Here is an 18,551-nt window from a genome sequence, read left to right as displayed (position 1 = left end):
TTCCTTGATGGCGATCAGGTGGCGTCGTTGGTTTCGGATTGCAGCTTCGATTCGAAGGGCAGCGTGGCGATCAGTTTGCGAAGCTCGGAGTCGCTGAGAGGAACGCATAGCGCGGCGAGCCAGCGTGTGCGTTCCTGCGGTGAGACGACGGGGACTGGAGGTGCGCGGCCGGGCAGCTTGATGTCGTAGGCCTTGAGCCGGCTCCAGGCGATCTCGACCGCCTTTGCGATCTGGCCGACGGCGAGCCGGCTGTAGATTTCGGCTGGCGTGTTGAGCGGTCGGTCTTCCGGCAACCAAGCGGGCGCAATCCGTTGTAACTGTGCTTCCGACGAAAAGAACAGCTTGAGCAGCGCAAACGCCGGTGGAAGAACCGCATCGCGTCCCGCTTCGCCACCCATGCGTACGCCGTACAGATTGACGCAGGCCAGGCCGCCGAGCAGATCGTCGATGCGCGCGTCATCGGTCTTGCCGGCCAGAAACGCATGCAAGTGGCGGCGACGGGTACCGGTGTAACTCTGCAGCGTCTGTCTTTCGCTCTGCATGGACAGCGCATCGAGGCGGCGGCGATGCAGCATCGAGGCGAGGTTGCGAGTGAGTGCTCCTGGGCCCCAGACGGCATGAGCGGAAGTCGGCTTCCATTCGCGATTGCCGTTGCCGTACAGCGGCTCGCCGACCCCGACACGGTGCATGCGGTAGTCGAGGATGCGTCCCTTCTCATTGCGCAGGGATAAGCCCGCGAGCGCGAGCGCAATGCTGAATTCCGCCGAGCGATCATCCGCTCGCTCGAGCCACTTCGCGGAAAGCTGAGGTGCGGGTGTGCGTACCGCCTCGTGCGATTTCACGCTCAAGCCCAGCGCCGATTCGATGCGCCCCACGCAGCGCAGTACCGTTTGCACGCTGTGGCTGTCCGCGCGTCGCGTCATCGCAAACAGCGCTGTATCGAGTTGCCGCGCAGCCGAGCGGAAGGCGTTCGGCGCGCTGTCTTCACGCGCATGTCGTTGAACGGATGAGAGCCAGCCTTGTTGATCGAGATTGTCGATCAGATCGGCATTCACATTGCGCGTGACCTCGATGCGATCCAAGGGCGTCGCCAGAAACGCCTTGCCCGAGCGCATCAGGAAGCCGTAGCGCTGAAACTGGCTGATGCCGCGATCTACGCCCAGATGCGCAACCGCGCGAGCGAAATCGAGCCCGTCGCGCGCCGGCTTGCCATTGAGTGCGGCGCGGCCCTCCGACAGCAGGCTGCGCAACTCGTCGAGGCCAAACGGTGCCGACCACAGCGGCATCCATATTTCGCCGCGTGCGTCGCCATCATCGGCGGCGCTCGCGGAGCCGCTCGTGCCGGCACGGCTGCGCACGGTGAATGGAGCGGACAGTACGCCAGCCTCTGACGATTCTAGGCGTCGCGCCGCGGATGCGCCGAACAGCAGCGCGCCTTCGAGCATCAGTACGAAATCCCAGGTGTTGATGCCGGCGCTGGCTTCGAAATCCGTCGTAGCGTTGGGTCCACCCGCGGAGCCGGGCGCGAACTGTCCAATCGCCCGATCCGACAGGCAGCGCGAAGGCTCGGCGAACAGCGCGGAATCGAGCGCCTCTGCGCTGCCTGGGAGCACGGCGCCCGACTGCGGATCGAACAGCTCCGCGAGCCGCTGCATGAAATTGTTGGTGAAGTCGAGCCGCCCGTCGTTGCCTCCCGTGCCGAGCAAGGGCGGATAACGCGGATCTTCGCCGGCGAGGATGACGGCGGCGTCCATCCAGCGCAGCAGGCCTTCGGGCGCGAGGTTGCGAAGGCGCTTGATGAAGCCGGCCTTGTCTTCGAGCTTGGGGCTTTCCTTGAATTGCGGCGCGGCGACGGCATGGGACGCCACCGAGATGGCCTCGCGATACGCCGCGAGCCTCGGCGTCTGCGAGTTCGCCATCGCCTCGATGCCGGTGCGATTATCCTTCGGATAGAAGCCGCTGCCCCCATTCCACGGCGCCACCAGCGGGGTCGGCGCATACGCTTCGAGAAAGAAGCGCCGAATCTCCTCCCTCGATCTCATCGTCTCGAGCACGAAGCGATCGTCGCGCCAGAAGCCGCGCACGTCCGGATCGCCGCCGTGCGGCTCGGGCGCTTCGGCGATCAGCCGCAGAATCGCAAGGGCTTTCAGGTAGCCGGCCAAAGGGGTCGGTGAGCAGCCCGACAGTTCGACGAATGCCCGGCCGGCGCGTGGCTCGTAGCGCTTCATGGGTTCGCGCGCCTGCAAGGCTTTCTCGGTCGAAGCCTGGGCGTACCGCACGCTGTGCTGCTGGAAGTGCAAGGCCGTGTCCGTCATCGCATCGAGCGCTTCGAGGCGCTGACGCAGGCTCATCGCGCGCGTTCGGCGCAGCTGTTCGCGGCGGCTGCCTTCGAACGTGGCCTTGGACCAGTCGATGTCGGAGTCGCGAGCGTCAACGTGATCAGGATCGGGATCAACCATGTCCTTGCTCCTCGTCGAGTATCCACTGCAAGTGCTGGATGTCGTCCAGATCGCGTGCGCGTCCGGCTTGTCGCTTCATGGCGATCAGTGTCGGAATGCAGACGAAGCGCACCGGCAAGCCTGGCAGCAGCTCGCCCCGCATCGCCGTCTCGAATTCCACTTCGAAGTCGAAAGGCTCATACACGAAGACATCGACCGATGTTTCGGGATGCTCACCGCTGAAGAAATTCAGCACGCGCATGCCCTTCTCGTCGATCCAGCGCTGGCGCAGGCTGGTGTTGGCGAACTGCTCAGCGGTGATCGGCAAGCTCGGCTCGTAGCCGGCGGCGGACATGGCCGCGAAGGCGGCGACGATGTTGCCCGCATCGAGTGCGATGACCAGATCGATGTCGGCGGTGAATCGCGAGTAGCCATGCGCATTCACGGCGAGACCCCCCGCGACGATGTAGCGCACGCCGTTCTCGGAAAGTGCGCGGGAGATCGCTTCGAAGGCGCGAAGCTTCATTGCTGCTCCTCGCGCGTTGCGCGCCAGTCGGCGAGACGTACCAGCGTTTCGAGCCACGCCAGGCGGAACGGGCCGTAGGCTTTCAACAAGGCTTGCGTGCGCGTGACCCAAGAGGCGCCCTGCGGCCCCTCGCCGAGCCGCATGAGCTCCAGGCTCAGCGAAGTTCTCGGTAGCTTTTCGCCAGCGAATTCGAGCTCGGGAAGCTCGTCGCCCTGCCAGACTCCGCGTGCGAACAGCTTGCCCGCATGCTCACCCTCGGGTTCGGCTTCATCCGGCAGCGCACGCAGTGAGAGCCGGACCTTGCCGTGATGCGCAGCGATCAGAAAAGCGATGAGATCGGCATCGGGCGCGTCGCCATGCCGGGCGATCCAGGCCAATGCGGATGCGAGCTCGTGGCGAAAATGCTTCCGGTCGACGCCGTCGGCTTCGTAGCGCGGTGGCGTCCAGCGCACGCCGGCGATGCGGCGCTTCGATCGTCCGCCGGATTTCGCCCAGAACTGCTGGGTATCCAGCGGCTCCGTGTCCTCGTTCGCGCTGCGATGCGCGGCTCTGATCATGGACTGAAACGCATCGTGCGCCTTTCCCACGTCATGCCAGCGCGCTGCGCGAACCACGGCGGCGGATTCGGGCACATCGAGCGCTGCGCAGAGCTTCTGAGCCGCCCGTTCCACGTCGGCCAGATGCTCCGGCAACGAGACGGCTTTGCTCTGCAGGCTGCGGTGTTCGTCGGACATCGCTTCGATGGCGATTTCGGCCGAGCGGTCGATGTCGACGGGCAAAACAGCGGCGGTGCGATCGGGCGAGAGGCCGCGCTCCGCCGAGTAGCCGCCGACGCTTGCGCGGATCATCAAGCTCATGCCGGGGCGCAGCCGCGCCTTGCCCGGATTGGACAACGCGGTCCACTGGCGTTGCAGGCTGTCCCACAGATAGACATCGCCGGTCTTGATGTCGCGCCGTCCGAGCAGTTCGGCCGCGGCGCGCAGCCCGGCGCGGCAAAGTTCCTGCTGCTGCATCGGCAGCTGCTTCTTGGCTTCCGCAGGTTCGGCCCAGTCGCGCCAAAACAGGAAGACGTCGGCATCTTCGGTGTCGCGAATGTATTGCGCGATGTCGATGTCGAATCCCGAGAGATCGGCCTCGGTGCTGAACAGATCGAGAAAATCCTTGCGCCGCAGCACCGGATGCAGCGGCGTGGAGTCGGGCGGCTTCTGCAAGCTGCCCGGCGAAGCACTGTCGAGACCGTTGAGCATGTCGCGTGCGACGGCGAGTTCATCGGACGAGTACGGTTTCGCGTCCGCCACGTCGATCCATTCGATGCGCGCACTGGCGTCTTGGTTGAATTCCCCGTAGCGATTGCAGCGACCGAAGCGTTGCACCATCGAGGCGTAAGGCGCGAGTTCGGTGAACAGCAGGCGCGCGGAAAGATCGACGCCGGCCTCGATCGCCTGCGTGGCGATGATGATGCGGCCGCTGGCGGATGCGGATACTTCGCACAACTGCTTGTTGCGCGCGCTACGTTCCGCGGAGCGAAAGCGCGAATGCACGAGCAGCAACTGCGGGGCGTCGCCATCGGGCGCAGCCTCGGCCGATGGCGACTTGCGCCCTTTGGCCGGCTTCGGCGTGAGCGAAGCCAGCAGCGCGTCATGAAGCCCTTGCGCACGCTCGACGGTGTTCAGAATGACCAGCGTCGTGCTTGCGGGCTGCTCCGTGTGCGCCGCGAGAACCTGCGCGGCGAGTGCGTTCAAGTAAGCCCCGACGGTGGCTTTGGTGTCGCCTTCGAGCCGGATTTTGCATCGGGCGAGCGGCTTGATCGAGGCGCTGCGCTCGCGCACCGCGGGCGAGGCCTGTTCTTCGGCGCTCAGCGTCAGGCGGGTCAGCGCGGCCGGATCGAAATCGACCGTCTTCATCCACGCCGTATTGAGCGTCGCCGAGACCCAGAGGCTGCGGCTGTTGCGCGCCGTGCCCAGCGAGCGGCGGAACGCATCGAGCTGCACGCTCGTGACCAGGCCCGGCCCCATGAGCTGCACTTCGTCGAACACCCACATCGCGTCGTTGTGCAGCGTCGCGAAGTGAATGGGCCACAGATAGCGGCTCATGCCGTAGCCGCGCATGAGCGCGCGCGACAGCAGCATGTCCTGGGTGCCGATCAGGATCTGGTCTTGCTCGGGATGTTCGCTCCAGAGCGGCTTGGCCAGGTCTTCGGAGCCGCCCATGAGCACGTGCACGCTGACGCGGCCATCGCCGGGCTCGCCTTCGCAGTGCAGGTTACGAAGCCATTGTCTGCATTCGGCTTCGGTCTGCTCGATCAGCACGCGCATCGGCAGGCAGATGACGAGCCGGCGCGGCGTGTCGGCTTGCGGATCGACGCGCGTTCCATCGGCGCGCCAGCCGCGCTTCCAGAGCCAGGCGAGGATGACGGCAGCGGTTTTGCCGAGACCTGTCGGCACGTTCAGGGTGTCGGGCCAGGCGGATTCGGCTAGTCGCTGCTGGTAGGGGTATGGCCCTTGTTTCCTGCACGTGGCCCGAGTGAAGAAGTCGGAGTAATCCATCGCCCGTCAATGCCCGCCCATTGTCGTTGACGCCCCTGGAGATATTCGCCGATTACCCAGCTATCGAAAAAGCTTCAAAGGAGCCGAGGGGTATCGTCGATAAACAACTATCAAAAAAGAATCGTGGCGCTGAGTGAGAACAAGACTGCACGATGTCATTCGATAGAAACAGGAACTACGTCACAAATCCACGGCGCAGCGCGCAGCAGACGACTCAAACAATCGGCGGCTCGTCCGACTCGATGTCCCGCGTGGCTGCCTCCAGCTGCGAGAACGCGATCGCGGCTTCGCGCGGTTCGGCGACCTGGGCGATGTGGAAGACGGCGTCGCCTTCGTGCACGAGCGGCAGGCTCAGTTTGCCGATCACCAGCCCTTCGTCTTCGGCGATGACGGGCCAGTCGTTGCCGCCGAACGGGTCGCCGACGATGCCGAGCGTCTGACCCGCTTCGACGTGATCGCCGAGGGCGACCTGCGCTCGCAGGATGCCGCTCGATGGCGCGCGCACCCAGCGGCTTTTCTGCGCGAGCACCGGCTCGGTCGCGTTCCAGGCCGAGGCGTCGGGCGGCAGCATGCCGGTTTCACGCAGCACGTTAAGCACGCCTTGCACGCCGATGCGGATCGCGGTTTCGTCGAAGCGCAGGGCTTCGCTGGATTCGTAGAGGATCACCGGAATATTGCGCTTGGTGGTGGTCTCGCGCAGCGTTCCGGGCGCCGGCTTGGAGTTCAGCAGCAGCGGGGCGCCGAAGGCTTTCGCCAAGCGCAGGTTGACCGGGTTGCGCAGGTCGGCGCGAATCTGCGGCAGGTTCGGGCGATGGATCGCGCCGGTGTGCAGGTCGATGCCGTAATCGGAGCGTTCGACGACTTCGCGCAGGAACACGTGCGCCAAGCGCGCCGCGAGCGAGCCCGATTCGCTGCCCGGAAAGCTGCGGTTGAGATCGCGCCGGTCAGGCAGGTAGCGCGACTGGTGCAGGAACGCCATTACGTTGACGACGGGCACCGCGAGCAGGGTGCCCGCGAGTTCGTCGAGCACCGGCAGCTTGAGCAGGCGGCGAATGATTTCGACGCCGATGATCTCGTCGCCATGCAAGGCCGCGCTGACGAACGCGGTCGGCCCCGGCTTGAGCCCGCGGTGCACGACCACCGGCAGCGCAACAGGCGCGCTGTTGTAGAGCGTGGCGATGGGCAGCTCGACGCTGCGCCGTTCGCCGGCCGCGATGCGGGCGTCGCCGATGGCGAACGGCGTGGCGGGATCGATCGAGCGGGTCATGCGCGAATGGTAGCGCGCATCATCGGCAGCCCGCGCAGCGCGGCGATCAGCTCTTGCCGCGCGTCTTGGTGCGGCCCTGGCGCGCGTTGTTCTCGATGAACTCGATGATGCGGTCGGCGATGTCGATCTGCGTGACCGTCTCGATGCCTTCGAGTCCGGGCGAGGAATTCACCTCCATCACCACCGGGCCCTTGTTCGAACGCAGGATGTCGACGCCGGCGATGTTGAGGCCCATGGCCTTGGCCGCCTCGATCGCGGTGCGGCGCTCGTCAGGCGTGAGCTTCACGGCCAGTGCGGTGCCGCCGCGATGCAGGTTCGAGCGGAATTCGCCGGACTTGGCCTGGCGCATCATCGCGGCGACCACCTTGTTGCCGATGACGAAGCAGCGAATGTCCGCGCCCTTGGCCTCGGCGACGAAGTCCTGCACGAGAAAGTACGCATCGAGCCCGCGAAACGCATCGATGACCGATTCGGCGGCCTGATCGGTTTCGGCGAGCACCACGCCCTGGCCCTGCGTGCCTTCGATGAGCTTGATCACGAGCGGGGCCTTGCCGACCAGGCTCATCAAGTCCTTGGTGTCGTCGGGCGAATGCGCGAAGCCGGTGATCGGCATGCCGATGCCGTGGCGTGCGAGCAGCTGGTGCGCGCGCAGCTTGTCGCGCGAGCGCGTGATCGCCTGCGATTCGTTGACCGAATACGTGCCCATCATTTCGAACTGGCGCACGACCGCGGTGCCGTAGAACGTCACCGAGGCGCCGATGCGCGGAATCACCGCGTCGAAGCCTTCGAGCTTGCGGCCGCGATAGTGGATCTCGGTGCAATTGGGCGCGATGTTCATATAGCAGCGCAGCACGTCGACCACTTCGATCTGGTGGCCGCGGGCTTCGGCGGCTTCGACGAGGCGTCGCGTCGAGTAGAGCTTGCCGTTGCGCGAGAGCAGGGCGATCTTCATGCATCCCGCTCCGAGCTGGAATCGGCATCGTTCACGTCGTTCTTGCGCCCTTGCAGATAGCTTCCGCCCGGGTCGACGCGAAAGCGTCCGGCCAGTGCGGTGCGGCCGAGCAGCATGCGGAATTGCAGCGAATCGCGCGCGGTCAAGGTGATCTCGATCGGCCAGGTGATGAGTCCGAGCGTGATCGGCGTGAGGATCACCGGGCGATACTCGCGGCGACCGCCCGAATCGGTGATCCAGCGTTCGTCGATCACCTCGGCTTCGCACCAGACCTGCGTGGTCGCGTGCTGCAGCGGATGCACGCCAAAGCGCACGCGTCCCGGAACCGGGCGCTCGATCGCGAAAGTATGCAGCGCCGAGGTGCGCGCGCCGGTGTCGATCTTGGCCTTGACGCGGTCGATGCCGAGTTCGCCGATGCTCACCCATTCGCGCCAGCCCACCAGTGGGGCATCGGGGGACAGAGCGGCTCGCTTGCGGCGCCAGGCGGGTGAGGTCATGCGAAGAAGATTCGCGCGTCTAAGGGGTGCGTATCCTGAACCGCCTGCGTGACGTTGTCGCGTCCTTTTCTCCTCCGCGCCCAGGCCCTACACTGCGCGGCCAAATTTTGCTCAACAGAGTGCGGCCATGCAGGACAACAGCTTCGACGTCATCGTCATCGGCGGCGGCCATGCCGGCACCGAAGCGGCGCTCGCCGCGGCGCGCAGCGGAGCGTCCACGCTGCTGGTCACGCAGTCGATCGAAACCCTGGGCCAGATGTCCTGCAACCCGGCGATCGGCGGCATCGGCAAGGGTCACCTGGTTCGCGAGGTCGATGCGCTCGGCGGGCTCATGGCGATCGCGGCCGACAAGGCGGGCATCCAGTTCCGCACGCTCAACGGCAGCAAGGGCCCGGCGGTGCGGGCCACGCGCGCCCAGGCCGATCGCATGCTCTACAAGTGGGTCGTGCGCGAGGCGCTCGAGAACCAGCCGAATCTCACGCTGTTCCAGAACGAAGTCGAAGACCTGATCGTCGAGGGCACGCGCGTCGCCGGCGTGGTGACCAAGATCGGCCTGCGCTTCATGGCGCGCGCGGTGGTGCTGACGACGGGCACTTTCCTGGGCGGACGCATTCACGTGGGCCTTGCGAATCATCCGGGCGGGCGCGCGGGCGATGCGCCGTCGCTGCCGCTGGCGCTGCGCCTGCGCGAACTGATGCCGCGCACGGGCCGGCTCAAGACCGGCACGCCGCCGCGGCTCGACGGCCGCACGATCGATTGGGCGCAGCTCACGCCGCAGCCCGGCGACACGCCGGTACCGGTGTTCTCGTTCATGGGCTCGGCCGCGGATCATCCGCGCCAGATCGACTGCTACATCACGCACACCAACGAGCGGACGCATTCGATCATCCGCGAAGGCTTCGATCGCTCGCCGATGTTCACCGGCGTAATCGAGGGTGTCGGTCCGCGCTATTGCCCGAGCGTCGAAGACAAGGTCAACCGCTTCGCCGACAAGCTCAGCCACCAGATTTTCCTCGAGCCCGAAGGGCTCAACACGCGCGAGATTTATCCCAACGGCATTTCGACTTCGCTGCCGTACGACATCCAGGAGCGTTTCGTCCGCAGCATTCGCGGCCTGGAGAACGTGCGCATCACGCGGCCCGGTTATGCGATCGAATACGACTACTTCGACCCGCGCGATCTCAGGCGCAGTTTGGAGACCAAGGCCGTCGACGGCCTGTTCTTCGCGGGCCAGATCAACGGCACCACGGGTTACGAAGAAGCCGCCGCGCAAGGCCTGCTCGCGGGCATCAACGCCTCGCGCTTCGCTCGTGAGCTGGAGAGCTGGACGCCGCTGCGTCACGAGGCCTACATCGGCGTGCTCGTCGACGACCTCATCACGCGCGGCACCAACGAGCCGTATCGCATGTTCACCTCGCGTGCCGAGCATCGCCTGCTGCTGCGCGAGGACAACGCCGATCTGCGGCTGACACCGGTCGGCCGCGATCTCGGGCTCGTCGATGACGCACGCTGGGCGAGCTTCACCGCCAAGCGCGAAGCCATCGAAGCCGAACGTGCACGCCTGACGGCGCTGTGGCTCAAGCCGCAGCAGCTCGCGGCGCCCGAAGTGGTCGAAGTATTCGGTCCGGCGCCGGTGTCGAACGGCGCGAGCGCGCTCGAGCTGCTGCGCCGCCCGGAAGCCGATTACGCCACGCTGCACCGCCTCGGCCTGGCCGACGATGGCATCGATCCGCTCGCGGCCGAGCAGGTCGAGATCGAAGTGAAGTACGCCGGCTACATCACGCGCCAGCAGACCGAGATCGATCGCGCGCGTCGCTACGAGGATGCCGTGCTGCCGAAGGATTTCGATTACGCGGCCGTCAGCGGCCTGTCGAACGAAGTGCGCCAGAAGCTGATCCAGCATCGGCCCGAAACGGTCGCCCAGGCCGGACGCATTTCGGGCGTCACGCCCGCTGCGGTTTCGCTGCTGTTGATCCAGCTCAAGAAGACCGGCCAGCTGCGGCTGGCGCCGGTCGTCGCTGCGGGTTGAGGCGTCTGCCTAGCTGCGCGAAGACGAGAAATATTTCTCGGCCATCGTGAGCTCCTGCAGCGTGCCCGAGCAGGCATCGCTGATCGCACGCAGCGCGTCGCGGCGCGAAACGATGCCGACGAGCCGGCCGTTCTCGATCACCGGATAGCGGCGGTGCGAGGCATTGGTGAACAGCTGGCAGAGCTGCGTGATGCTGGTGTCCGGCGCCACCGAAGCCACCTTGCTGCTCATGAACTGGCTCACCGGGCCGGCGACGCAGGAGTCGCTCGAGGCGATGAAGGCGATCGACAGGCAGTCGCGCTCCGAGAGCATGCCGACGAGCTTGCCGTCCTCCACCACCGGGGCGCTCGCGATGCGGTGTTTGACCAGTTCGTGCACCGCGCTCATGACCTCCATGTCGGGCGGGAACGAGATGATCTGCGTGGTCATGTATTGCCTGACCTGAACCGTATCGAGCGTGGACATGCGCGTGCCTTGGTTGGGTGATCGCCTCGCGATACCGGTATGGGCCGGAACCGCGTCTCCTGTCATTCACCTTACTCCCGCCTTACAAGGGTCGACAACCGCCTTTGGGACGAGTTTTTGTCAGCCGATGCAGGCAGCGTCGATTCCCGCCACCGGGGCAGGATCAGCTTTTCAGATACCAGTGCAGGCGCTGACCGTGCTCGCGCAGCCACTGGCGATGGCGCGCGTGATCAGGCATCTGCCGGGCAACCAGCGACCAGAACGCATCGGAATGATCCAGGTGAACGCGATGGCAGAGCTCGTGGATCACCACGTAGCGGAACGCTTCGGGCGGCGTCAGCAGCAGCCGCCAGGACAGGCTGATGAGTCCGTCGGGCGTGCAGCTGCCCCATAGCGTTCGCTGGTCGGCGATGCGCGGACCCTGGAAGTTCACGCCGAGCCGGGTGGCCTCGCGGTTGAGCAGTACGCGCGCCTCGGTCGCGGCCTCGCGCCGCAGCGTCTCGCGCAGCAGATGTTCGAGCTTGGCGGTCTCTGCGAGCCAGCTGCCCGGGCAGAACAGCGTCACCCGCTCGGGCTCGACGCGCACCACCGGCCGAACCTGCGCCTGCACGATCTTGAGCGGCACCGCGCCTCCGTGCAGTGGTAGCAGGTCGGTGCCGTCCCAGCGCAGGTGCGGCGAAGGCCCACCCTCGGCATCGCGATCGGCGCGCTGCTGGAGTTCGGCGAGCTTCTGGCGAATCCAGCCATCCCGGCTGCGCAAAAAATCGCGCGCAACCTGACGCGCGACGAAGCGCGGAATCACCAGTGTGACCTCGGTCGGCGAGATCACCTCGACGCGAATGCTGCGCGATTTGGCGCTGATGCGTTCGGTCACCTTGTAGGTGTCGAACCGCAAGTCGAGTTGTTCGTCCGGAATCTGCAATTGTGATTTAATATCTAATATTAAAGTTTAGTTGTGTGATTTAAATGTAAACTAAAACTCAGTATCAGATGAATAAAAATAAAACTAAATTGTAGAAATGAAGATTTAATCAAGAAAGCCGATTGAACGCATCGAGCTCCGCCTGGTTCAGCAGCACGATCTGCTGCTCGGCCGGGTCGCGTTCGGTATCGCCTCGGCCGACGCCGAGCAGCTTGAGCAAATAAGGCGCCAGCGCGAGCCGCACGCGCTTTTCGAGCAGCCCGCCGTGCATGCCGAAATCGTGCTCGACGACGCGCCGCTGCGGCAGGGTGAGCCCCGGATGCGGGCCAATGCGCACGGTCACCTGGTTACGCCAGTCCCAATCCGCGTCCGGGCTGTGGCGGCAGGCTTCGCCGAGCTCGGGCAGGCCGAGGATGCGCGAGAGCAGAAAGTCGCGAAACGATTGGTGCTCGGCCGAGTAGGCACGCGCATGCCAGCGGCCGACGTAGGCCAGCGCATGCGGGGCGATCCGCAACTTGCGTGGGTCCGGGCGGTTCATCGACTGGTATTCGATCGTCAGCCAGCGGCCTTCGCGGATCGCCGTGCTCATGCGTTGCAACACGCGCACGTCGAACTCGCGCTCGGGTAGTTCGAGCGTCTCCGCAGGCACGTGATCCGAGGCCGCCATCGCCAGCGGCAGATCCTGCGCGAGGTCGTGATTGCGCAGTACGCCGAGGAACTCCTGCGCGGTGCCGCGCAAAAAGATCGGCTCGAAGCGATCGTCCGGGTAGAAAACGCCGGTTTCGTCGTCGAGCACGAGGTTGCGCGGGCAGCGTTCACGGTAGAGCTGCAGGTCCTTCTCGGCCTTGCGCGTGCCGATGTCGAAGGCGTCGCGCAGGTCGCCGAGCTGGATTTTGCCGGTCCAGATCAGCCGGGCTTCGAGCAGCATGAAGCGCTGGCGCTGGTCCCAGGGCAGCTTGGTGTCGTAGACGGTCATGGAGGCGATGGACCTTGGTAACTGATTGAAGAGTAAGACATGCCGGGCGCGCGCGATGCGGTAAAAAAATCGTCATCGCGCTCGGAAGCCTGCAAAAAGCAGGCTTTGTGATCCTTCATGACCGGCTTATCCACAGGCTTATCCAGCGTTGCTGTCGATAACTTGGACAAGTGGGCCGGGCCGTCGAAAGACTAGCGGCTGCGATAGCCGAGACGCTCGAGCAGGCCGTCGAGTTCCTCGAGCGAGTGGAAGCGGATGCGCAGCTCGCCTTCGCCGCCACGGTCACTGCTGACACTGACCGGATAACCGATCTGATCGGAGAGTTCGCGTTCGAGCAGGGCGATGTCGCCGGACTTGGCGGGCCTGAAGCCTGGTTTCGAGCCGGTCGCCGCCCTGCGCCGCTGGGCGACGCGGCGTTCGAGCTGGCGCACGGTGAGCTTGAGCCGGATCACTTCGTCGGCGGTGGCGACATGTTCGCGCATCGGCAGGCCGGCGATGACCTTGGCGTGGCCCAGGTGCAGGTGGCCTTCGTTGACGAGCGCCCCGACCTCGGGCGCCAGATTGAGCAGCCGAAGGTAATTGCTGACGTATTCGCGCGACTTGCCGATGCGCCGGCCAAGCTGCTCGTGCGTGAGCGTGAAGATTTCGCCGAGCCGTTTGATGCCGGCGGCGGTTTCCATCGGTGAAAGCGATTCGCGCTGCAGGTTTTCGACGAGCCCGAGCACGAAGGCTTCGGATTCGGACAGATCGTCGCGAACGATGGCCGGGATATCGTGCAGCCCGGCCTGCTGGGCAGCGCGCCAGCGGCGTTCGCCGGCGAGCAGCTCGAAACCCCAGACCCGCGTGCGCAGCACGATCGGCTGGACCACGCCCGATGCGCGGATCGACTCGGCGAGGTCGGCGAGCGTGTCCGGGTCGAAGCGGCGGCGCGCCTGCTGCGATCCGGGACGGATCAGGTCGACCGGGATCAGGCGGACAGGATCGGGTGAGGGCTTGCCGAGCATGCGTGCGAGGGAGGTAAGGGCCTGAATACCTTGAATTGCCGGCAACCATTGCCATGAGGAGGCGAGACCGCCTGTGACACAATGGCCGGCATACCGAGAAGATCCGCCCGAGGGCGGGCCGGCCATAAAGGACCATTATCGTGGAAGAACACTACCGAGCCATCATCGAGGCCATCGGCGAGAACCCGGAGCGCGAGGGCCTGCTGCGCACGCCGCACCGCGCCGCCAAGGCCATGGAATTCCTGACCCGGGGCTACGATCAGGACATCGGCGAGATCGTCAACGGCGCGATCTTCGAGTCCGACAACGAGGAAATGGTCATCGTGCGCGACATCGAGCTCTACTCGATGTGCGAGCATCACCTGCTGCCGTTCATCGGTCGCTGCCATGTGGCCTACTTGCCGCAGGGCAAGGTCATCGGGCTGTCCAAGATTCCGCGCATCGTCGACATGTTCGCGCGCCGCCTGCAGATCCAGGAGAACCTGACCAAGCAGATCGGCGATTGCATTCAGGGTGTGACGTCAGCCGCCGGTGTCGCTGTGGTCATTGAAGCGAAACACCTGTGCGCGATGATGCGGGGCGTCGAAAAACAGAACTCATCGATGATCACCTCGATGATGCTGGGCCGCTTCCGCGAGGATCCGCGGACCCGCCAGGAATTCCTGAACTTGGTCCAGCGCCGGTAGTGGTTCAAGCTTGAGGTAGAATTCTGGCGACCAACGCCTCCGGCTTGTTACGTATGGTGGCATCCATCGTGCGATGCTGCTCGTAAGGCCGAAGCGAGGCCACTTACTCGGAGATGGAACGATGGGCGCTGCGGATGCACAGCTGGTCACTCCCGATCAGGTCGAAGTCCTGGTTTCGATGGAGCCGGCCGTCCTGCGCGAAACCGAGGCGCACAAGGAACGCCGCAATCTCTGGTTTCCCAACGACCTGGTGCGCGCCGACACCAACGCACCGGCCGAGTGGGACGAACAGATCATCGAGGTCCGTCGCGCTGCGCGCGAGCTGCCCGATTCGGTGCGCGTCGCCGTCGCGGTCAACCTGCTGACCGAAGAGGGCCTGCCGCACTTCCACCGCCTGATCGCCGTGCACTTCGGCGAATCGTCGCCGTGGGTGACCTGGAACAACATGTGGACGGCCGAAGAAGACCGCCACGGCTGCGCGCTGCGCGACTACGTGCGCGACGCGCGCCTGTTCGAAATGGGCGCGCTCGAGCGCCTGCAGTATTCGTACATCGAGGCCGGCTTCGATCCCGAATGGGAATCCGATCCGTATCGCCTGCTCGCCTACACCTCGCTGCAGGAGAAGGCGACGCAAATCTCGCACGCCAACACCGGCCGCACCGCCGGAACCACCGAGCCGCTGCTGCGCCGCGTGCTGGGCCACCTGGCCGGCGACGAATCGCGGCATTACGTGTTCTACCGCGAGATGTTCAACGAGATCCTCGCCCGCGATCCGAACCGCGCGCTCAACTCGCTGCAGAAAGTGGTCTCGAACTTCTCGATGCCGGGGCATCGCATCGCCGGCTTCGACGAAATGAGCGAAGTGGTGCGCCGCGCCAACATCTTCGGCCCGCGCCAGTACCAGCAGATCGTCGAGGAATGCCTCGATTACTGGAAGGTCAGCGAGTTGACCGGCCTGTCCGGCGAAGGCAACGAGGCGCAGGACAAGCTCATGAAGGTGCCCAAGCGCCTGGCGCGCATGGCCGACTACGTCGAGAGCAAGAGCGCCCCACGCAAGTTCCGCTTCGACTTCGCCTACGACCGCGAGCTGACGATCTAAGCGATCGCCTCGTCGCCGGCCCGCGCCGGCGCTTCGGAGTCGGGGCTTGTTCAGCGCCGCACGACAAACTCGGTCGGCAACTCTCCGGGCGCGCTCTCCACGCGCTGCCAGTCGACCGCGTCGACGCGCGCTGCGGGCGGTCCGAGCAACAACCAGCGATGCAGGGCTTCCAGCGCCGCCTCGCTGCCGTGGGCGACGCCTTCGACGCGTCCGTCCACGAGGTTGCAGACCCAGCCGACAAGGCCGAGCGCTTCCGCCTGCTCACGCGTCGATTCGCGGAAGTAGACACCCTGAACCCGGCCGGTGACGACGAAGCGATAAGATGCGGACATGACGGTCTGAAAGTTTTCCCGGAATCGCATGCAGGCCGCGAAGGAGCTCAAGATGGGCATGTTAAGCCGATTGCGCGAACGCCTCGATGCGACATTCGAGAATCGCGGTGGAGCCGAGGCGGAGCGCTTCGCGTTCTCGGCCGAATTGCCGGCCGGTCGTCGCGGCCCTATCTGCAGTGTCAACGTACAGGTGCTCGTCGAGCCGCAGCAGGACGGTGATCGCGTGCGCGTTCGCGCCCATCTGCAAAGCAATCTGGCATCGGTGCTCCGGCCGGCGCTGCGTGCGCAGCCCGAGGTGGAACCGGCGGTCTCGACCTCGCGTTCGCTCGTGCAGGCCAGCGGCCAGCGCATGAGCCGCATCGCCGGCAACGGCCTGCAGCGTGTAATGGCGAGCCGCGTCGTCAGCCGTATCACCGAGCCGCTGCTGCGGCGCGACTTCAACACCTGGGTCGAGGTGCAAGCCTCGACCGAACCGCTGAACGATGGGGCGCACAGCATCGTGCCGCAGCAGGACAAGCTCGCGTCACTCGGCATTCGCCCATCGAAAGGGCGCAGCGCGCTTGCTGAATCCTGGTCGGGTCATACACCGACAGGTTTCGCGCAGCTCTCGCTGCTGCAGATCGACAAGCAGGATTTGCCGCCGGACCTGGTCCGACGCATGGGGCCGCGCCCGTTCCAGCTCGCCGCCGCCATCGTCAACACGGTCGAGCGCAAGTAGCGAGCGCAAGTAATTTGGTGTGAGGCGTGAGGTGAGATGAGCTGGCTTTGGCGCTCGCTCCCCACGGCTTCCCTCAAAAAAATCTCAGCCGCCGACCGGAACCTGCAGTTTCTCCAGCGATTCCATGCTGATGCCGCTTTGCGGCAGCCCGTTGGCAGCCTGGAACTGGCGCATCGCACGGGCGGACTGGGCGTTCCAGCGGCCGTCGGCGCGGCCCGGATCGTGTCCCGCCTTCTTGAGGGCCTGCTGCACGCGGCCGAGCAGTTCGCGCGTCAGGTTGGTTTCGCAGAGCACGCTGCGCCATTCGCTACGCGCCGGGCTGATCTGCACTATCCGCACCACATCTTCGTAGACCGCAGGCGTCGGCTCGAGGGCGAAGCCCGCGGGCTCGACGAGTTGCTTCACGCGCTTGGTGATCGTGCGCTCGGGGCGGTCGACGAGCCTGGTTTCGGCCGGGGTGACGAGCTTGCGATGCTGGACGGTCTTGTAGCGCGCCTGGGTTTCGACCATCTGAGTGCCGGCCGGTGTGATCAGCTGCTTGCGCTTGACGATCTGGTACTCGATCGGCCCTTCGACGACGCACAACTCGCCGGTCACCGGATGCGGCCCGAGCACGGCACCGGTCTTGGACGGCACGCGCTCCTCGATCGTGCGGTAGGTGGCCGGCGTGCTGACGGCGCGGCTGCCGGCCGGGCTGATCAGCACCTGCTCTTCAGTGATTTCGTACTCGGCCGCTTTGACGACGATGCGCCGCTTGCCGGCCGGAACCGTGATGGTCTGTTCGACCCACTCGTAGCGCGCCGGCTTGGGAATCCGCTTCTCGCCGGCCGGCGTCTTCAGCACGGTTTCGACCTGACGTTCGAACGTGGCCGGAACCACCACCAGGCTCCAGCATTCGCCGGGTTTGGCCGCGGGCGGCTCGGCGATGGCGATGCTGGTGGACGGGGCCGCCTCCTGAGCGATCGCGAGCGGGCTCAGGACGAACGCGAGCAGCGGCAGCAGGCGCGAGGGCATGGCAGTGATCACGGATCGGCGTCGGGGCTGCGGGTCGGCGTTCAGTAAGTGCCGGCGCCGCTCGCCGAAATGTGACTCGTGCTCACGCCGAGACGCTGCAGCACTTCGAGCGTGATGCCGCCTTCGGCGAGACCGTTGGCCTTCTGGTAGCGGCGCACTGCGTCGGCGGTGCCGGCGCCGAGACGGCCGTCGATCTTGCCGGGCGCGTAGCCCGCGTTCTGTAGCGCGGTCTGCAGGGCATGGACGGTTTCGGGCGTGGCGTTGGTTTCGCACAGCACCTGGCTCCAGACCATGTGGCCGTCGGCGACTTTCTCCTGGCGCGTGACGGTCTGGTATTCGGCCGGAATGGCGATGCGCTCCTCGCGCGCCGCCTCGACGAGCTTGCGGACCCTGACGGTCTGGTACTGCGCGGGGACCGCTTCCTTGCGGACCTCGGCTTCCTTGACGAGCACCTGACGGCGCACGGCCTGGTATTCGGCTGGAATCGTCACGCGGCGGGTACTGGCCGGCGTTTCGACTTCGGAACGCGTGATGGTGCGGTATTCGGCCGGCACTTCGACCAGGCACATGATGTCGCCCGTGAGGTTATCGATCTTCTCGACCGGTCCGCGACCGCGCTTCCACTCGGTGGTGGCGGCCTTGACGAGTTCGGTCTGGGTGACCGTCTTGTAGGTCGCGGGTACTTCTTCGATTTTCTCGGAAGCCGGCTTGACCATCACCTGCTCCTCTTCCCAGCGGTATTCGGCCGGAATGACCTGGGCGATGCGCTCCGAGGCCGGCTTCACCATCACGGTTTCCTCGGTCCACTCGTAGCGCTCGGGAATCACGTTGACGCGCTCGGATGCGGCCTTCTTGATCACCGTGTCGGTCACGGTCTTGAACTGCGGAGCCGTGTAGACGCGGGCATAGCATTCGCCCGGGCGCGCGTTCAGCGGCAGCGCCGCGTCGGACATCATGGTCTGTGCGTGGGCCAGGCTCGACGACAGCGCAATGACGGCAGCCGCCAGGGCGGCAGGCGGAAAACGACGCGACATTCGGAAGGCTCCCTTGTTTGCGGCAAGCCTATCGGGTGCACGTACC

The 18,551-nt window shown here is 65.5% G+C and carries 17 protein-coding genes; 4 read left to right on the top strand and 13 right to left on the bottom strand.

Translation table 11 applies throughout. From position 1 onward, the window contains the following. Positions 1-14: 14 nt before the first annotated feature. From cas8g1 to WQQ_RS07265, 6 genes are all read right to left on the bottom strand, one after another. Positions 15-2,459 carry a type I-G CRISPR-associated protein Cas8g1/Csx17 gene (cas8g1, locus tag WQQ_RS07290; RefSeq protein WP_007184469.1) on the bottom strand — a complete coding sequence of 815 codons (2,445 nt, stop codon included), beginning with the start codon at positions 2,457-2,459 and terminating at the stop codon, positions 15-17. Further along, positions 2,452-2,964 (bottom strand): nucleotidyl transferase AbiEii/AbiGii toxin family protein, encoded by a 513-nt coding sequence (locus WQQ_RS07285; protein WP_007184468.1) that lies wholly within the window; start codon positions 2,962-2,964, stop codon positions 2,452-2,454. The genes cas8g1 and WQQ_RS07285 overlap by 8 nt, the downstream gene beginning before the upstream one ends. Further along, a complete protein-coding gene (gene cas3g, locus WQQ_RS07280; protein WP_040453176.1) occupies positions 2,961-5,510 on the bottom strand; it encodes a type I-G CRISPR-associated helicase/endonuclease Cas3g in 2,550 nt (849 codons plus the stop codon). The genes WQQ_RS07285 and cas3g overlap by 4 nt, the downstream gene beginning before the upstream one ends. A 214-nt stretch (positions 5,511-5,724) precedes the next feature. After that, the gene (locus WQQ_RS07275; RefSeq protein ID WP_007184466.1) at positions 5,725-6,777 is read right to left on the bottom strand and encodes a succinylglutamate desuccinylase/aspartoacylase family protein; all 1,053 of its coding nucleotides are present in this window, start codon (positions 6,775-6,777) and stop codon (positions 5,725-5,727) included. Positions 6,778-6,823: 46 nt separating this feature from the next. Beyond that, on the bottom strand, positions 6,824-7,729 hold the full coding sequence (gene rimK / locus WQQ_RS07270) for a 30S ribosomal protein S6--L-glutamate ligase (protein ID WP_007184465.1): 906 nt from the start codon (positions 7,727-7,729) through the stop codon (positions 6,824-6,826). Continuing rightward, positions 7,726-8,226, bottom strand: a complete 501-nt coding sequence (locus tag WQQ_RS07265) for an ATP-dependent zinc protease family protein (RefSeq protein WP_050997594.1) — start codon at positions 8,224-8,226, stop codon at positions 7,726-7,728. Before WQQ_RS07265 ends, rimK begins: the two co-directional genes overlap by 4 nt. A 127-nt stretch (positions 8,227-8,353) precedes the next feature. Between WQQ_RS07265 and mnmG the strand changes: the two genes are divergently transcribed. After that, positions 8,354-10,255 carry a tRNA uridine-5-carboxymethylaminomethyl(34) synthesis enzyme MnmG gene (gene mnmG / locus WQQ_RS07260; protein WP_007184463.1) on the top strand — a complete coding sequence of 634 codons (1,902 nt, stop codon included), beginning with the start codon at positions 8,354-8,356 and terminating at the stop codon, positions 10,253-10,255. A gap of 9 nt (positions 10,256-10,264) precedes the next feature. Here mnmG and WQQ_RS07255 read toward each other — a convergent pair whose 3' ends face one another. From WQQ_RS07255 to WQQ_RS07240, 4 genes are all read right to left on the bottom strand, one after another. Further along, the gene (locus tag WQQ_RS07255) at positions 10,265-10,720 is read right to left on the bottom strand and encodes a CBS domain-containing protein (protein WP_007184462.1); all 456 of its coding nucleotides are present in this window, start codon (positions 10,718-10,720) and stop codon (positions 10,265-10,267) included. Between the two features lie 163 nt (positions 10,721-10,883). Then, positions 10,884-11,642 carry a M48 family metallopeptidase gene (locus WQQ_RS22890; RefSeq protein WP_007184461.1) on the bottom strand — a complete coding sequence of 253 codons (759 nt, stop codon included), beginning with the start codon at positions 11,640-11,642 and terminating at the stop codon, positions 10,884-10,886. Positions 11,643-11,751: 109 nt separating this feature from the next. Then, entirely contained in the window at positions 11,752-12,618 is an 867-nt protein-coding gene (locus tag WQQ_RS07245) for a BrxR family transcriptional regulator (RefSeq protein ID WP_007184460.1), read from the bottom strand. Between the two features lie 191 nt (positions 12,619-12,809). After that, the gene (locus WQQ_RS07240; protein ID WP_007184459.1) at positions 12,810-13,622 is read right to left on the bottom strand and encodes a ParB/RepB/Spo0J family partition protein; all 813 of its coding nucleotides are present in this window, start codon (positions 13,620-13,622) and stop codon (positions 12,810-12,812) included. Positions 13,623-13,762: 140 nt separating this feature from the next. On the opposite strand from WQQ_RS07240, the gene folE reads away from it, so the two are divergent. Further along, positions 13,763-14,308, top strand: coding sequence for a GTP cyclohydrolase I FolE (folE, locus tag WQQ_RS07235; RefSeq protein WP_007184458.1), 546 nt, complete (start codon positions 13,763-13,765; stop codon positions 14,306-14,308). Between the two features lie 121 nt (positions 14,309-14,429). Further along, positions 14,430-15,407, top strand: a complete 978-nt coding sequence (locus tag WQQ_RS07230) for an acyl-ACP desaturase (RefSeq protein WP_007184457.1) — start codon at positions 14,430-14,432, stop codon at positions 15,405-15,407. Positions 15,408-15,457: 50 nt separating this feature from the next. On the opposite strand, the gene WQQ_RS07225 is transcribed toward WQQ_RS07230, so the two are convergent. After that, the gene (locus tag WQQ_RS07225) at positions 15,458-15,739 is read right to left on the bottom strand and encodes an acylphosphatase (RefSeq protein WP_040453170.1); all 282 of its coding nucleotides are present in this window, start codon (positions 15,737-15,739) and stop codon (positions 15,458-15,460) included. Positions 15,740-15,791: 52 nt separating this feature from the next. Between WQQ_RS07225 and WQQ_RS07220 the strand changes: the two genes are divergently transcribed. Then, positions 15,792-16,457 carry a hypothetical protein gene (locus tag WQQ_RS07220; RefSeq protein ID WP_157534542.1) on the top strand — a complete coding sequence of 222 codons (666 nt, stop codon included), beginning with the start codon at positions 15,792-15,794 and terminating at the stop codon, positions 16,455-16,457. Between the two features lie 84 nt (positions 16,458-16,541). On the opposite strand, the gene WQQ_RS07215 is transcribed toward WQQ_RS07220, so the two are convergent. Beyond that, complete coding sequence (locus tag WQQ_RS07215) at positions 16,542-17,471, bottom strand: peptidoglycan-binding domain-containing protein (protein WP_007184454.1); 930 nt, start codon at positions 17,469-17,471, stop codon at positions 16,542-16,544. 41 nt (positions 17,472-17,512) lie between these two features. Continuing rightward, positions 17,513-18,505 (bottom strand): peptidoglycan-binding domain-containing protein, encoded by a 993-nt coding sequence (locus tag WQQ_RS07210; protein WP_007184453.1) that lies wholly within the window; start codon positions 18,503-18,505, stop codon positions 17,513-17,515. Between the last annotated feature and the right edge of the window lie 46 nt (positions 18,506-18,551).

It is taken from the genome of Hydrocarboniphaga effusa AP103 (genome assembly GCF_000271305.1).
Lineage (GTDB): Bacteria > Pseudomonadota > Gammaproteobacteria > Nevskiales > Nevskiaceae > Hydrocarboniphaga > Hydrocarboniphaga effusa.
Note: the sequence above shows the minus strand (reverse complement) of the source record. Positions and strands in the feature narration are given on the sequence as shown.